3 protein-coding genes are annotated in these 1,918 nt (G+C 73.4%); all 3 read left to right on the top strand.

Going from position 1 to position 1,918, the window contains the following annotated elements; genetic code table 11:
• Positions 1 to 1,250 (top strand): HlyD family type I secretion periplasmic adaptor subunit (locus ACZJYS_RS24195; protein WP_493180626.1); only part of this gene is annotated, 1,250 nt, incomplete at its 5' end.
• Between the two features lie 28 nt (positions 1,251 to 1,278).
• A complete protein-coding gene (locus ACZJYS_RS24190) occupies positions 1,279 to 1,563 on the top strand; it encodes a hypothetical protein (RefSeq protein WP_379634042.1) in 285 nt (94 codons plus the stop codon).
• 14 nt (positions 1,564 to 1,577) lie between these two features.
• The coding region (locus ACZJYS_RS24185) for a penicillin-insensitive murein endopeptidase (RefSeq protein ID WP_493180625.1) at positions 1,578 to 1,918 on the top strand (341 nt) is incomplete at its 3' end.

The raw sequence follows: 1,918 nt of genomic DNA, 5'->3' as shown, positions 1-1,918 counted from the left end.
GGCTGGCGGCCACCGTGCTGTTCGTCGGCGGCTTCACCGCCTGGTCGGTGACGGCGCCGCTGGCCGAGGCGGCGATCGCCCCCGGCGAGATCCGCAGCGAGGGCAACCGCCGCACCGTGCAGCACCTCGAGGGCGGCATCGTGCGCGAGATCCTGGCGCGGGACGGCGACAAGGTGAAGGCCGGCCAGGTGCTGATGCGGCTGGACGAGGTCCAGTCCGGCAGCGGGCTGGAGGCGCTGCGCGCCCAGCGCTGGGCCCTGCTGGCGCAGGATGCGCGGCTCCGCGCCGAGGCCGCCGGCGCGCCCGACATCACCTTCCCCCCGGACCTGTCCGGCAGCTCCGACCCGCGCGTGCTGGAGGCGATGACCGGGCAGCGCACCCTGTTCTCCGCCCGCCGGGCGCATCTGAACAGCCAGCTCCAGGTGCTGGAGGCACGGATCTCCCAGCACGAGGCGACCGCCACCTCCGCCCAGGGGCAGATCGCCAGCCAGCGCCGCCAGCTCGCGCTGATCCGGCGCGAGGAGCAGGACGTGCAGACCCTGGTGCGCCAGGGGCTGGAGCGGATGCCGCGCCTGCTGGCGCTGCAGCGCAACGTCGCTTCCCTGGAAGGCAACATGGTCGACCTGATGGGCCAGGTGGAGCGCGCCAACGCCTCGGTTGATGAGGCGCGCAACCAGATCCGCCAGACCCGCGACCAGATCATGGCCGAGATCTCCGCCGAGGCGCGCGAGACGCGCAACCGCCTGAACGAGACGGAGGAGAAGCTGCGCGCCGCCCGCGACGTGGCGCAGCGGCGCGAGATCGTCGCGCCGGAGGACGGCACCATCGTCGGCAGCCGCTTCTTCAACCTCGGCGCCGTGGTGCGCGCCGGCGAGCCGGTGATGGAGATCGTCCCCGCCGAGGACCGGCTGGTGGCCGAGGTGCGCCTCTCCCCCACCGACATCGACGTGGTCTATCCCGGGCTGCATTCCGAGGTGCGGCTGCCGGCCTTCAAGCAGCGCCTGGTGCCCTACCTGCATGGCGAGGTGACCTATGTCGCCGAGGATGTCACCCTGGACGAACGCACCCGCATGAGCCATTACCGGGTGCAGATCGCCATCGAGCCGGATCAGCTGGCCCGGCTGGAGAATGTGGCGTTGCGGCCCGGCATGCCGGTCGAGGCGCAGATCCAGACCGGGAGCCGCAGCTTCTTCCGCTACATGATGCAGCCGGTGCTCGACAGCTTCCACCGCGCCTTCCGCGAACAGTAAGCCCAGACTCGCAGGAGTATTCCACCCGATGTCCGACAAGCCCGTCCTGTTCGCCGATGGCGTCCTCGAGGCCAGCGTCAACTACGGCGTGACCCGCATCACCCTGGCGCAGACGGGCTCCGACGGGAAGCCGGTGCCCTGCGGGCAGCTGATGATCCCGGTGGTGCAGCTGCCGGCCTTCGCCAACAGCGTGGTGGCGCTGCTGAAGCAGATCGACGCCAAGGTGAAGCAGGCGCAGCAGCAGGCGGCGCCCGCCGAGCCCGCCGCGCCGGAGCCGCAGGCGGTGCCGGGCTCCTTCCGCTTCTCCGGCTGAGCGCCGGCGCGGCCATGCGGCGCGTGCGGCCGGCGCTGCTGGCGTGCCTTCTGCTGGCCGCCCTCCCCGGCGGCGCGGTGGCACAGGCGGCGCGTGACTGGGCGGCAGCCTCCCGCCCCGCCGCCGGGCCGCCACACATCGCCGGCGGCTACGGGCTGGGCTGCATCGCCGGCGCCGTGGCGCTGCCGGCCGATGGGCCGGGCTGGCAGGTGGTGCGGCTCTCCCGCAACCGCTTCTGGGGCCACCCCGACCTCATCGCCTATCTCCGCGGGCTGGGGGCACGCGCCCAGGCCGCCGGGCTGCCGCCCTTCTGGGTCGGCGATCTCGGCCAGCCGCGCGGCGGCCCCATGCCCTG

The sequence above is a fragment of the Roseomonas sp. TS2 genome, assembly GCF_058833935.1.
This window is presented reverse-complemented; position numbering and strand designations above follow the sequence as displayed.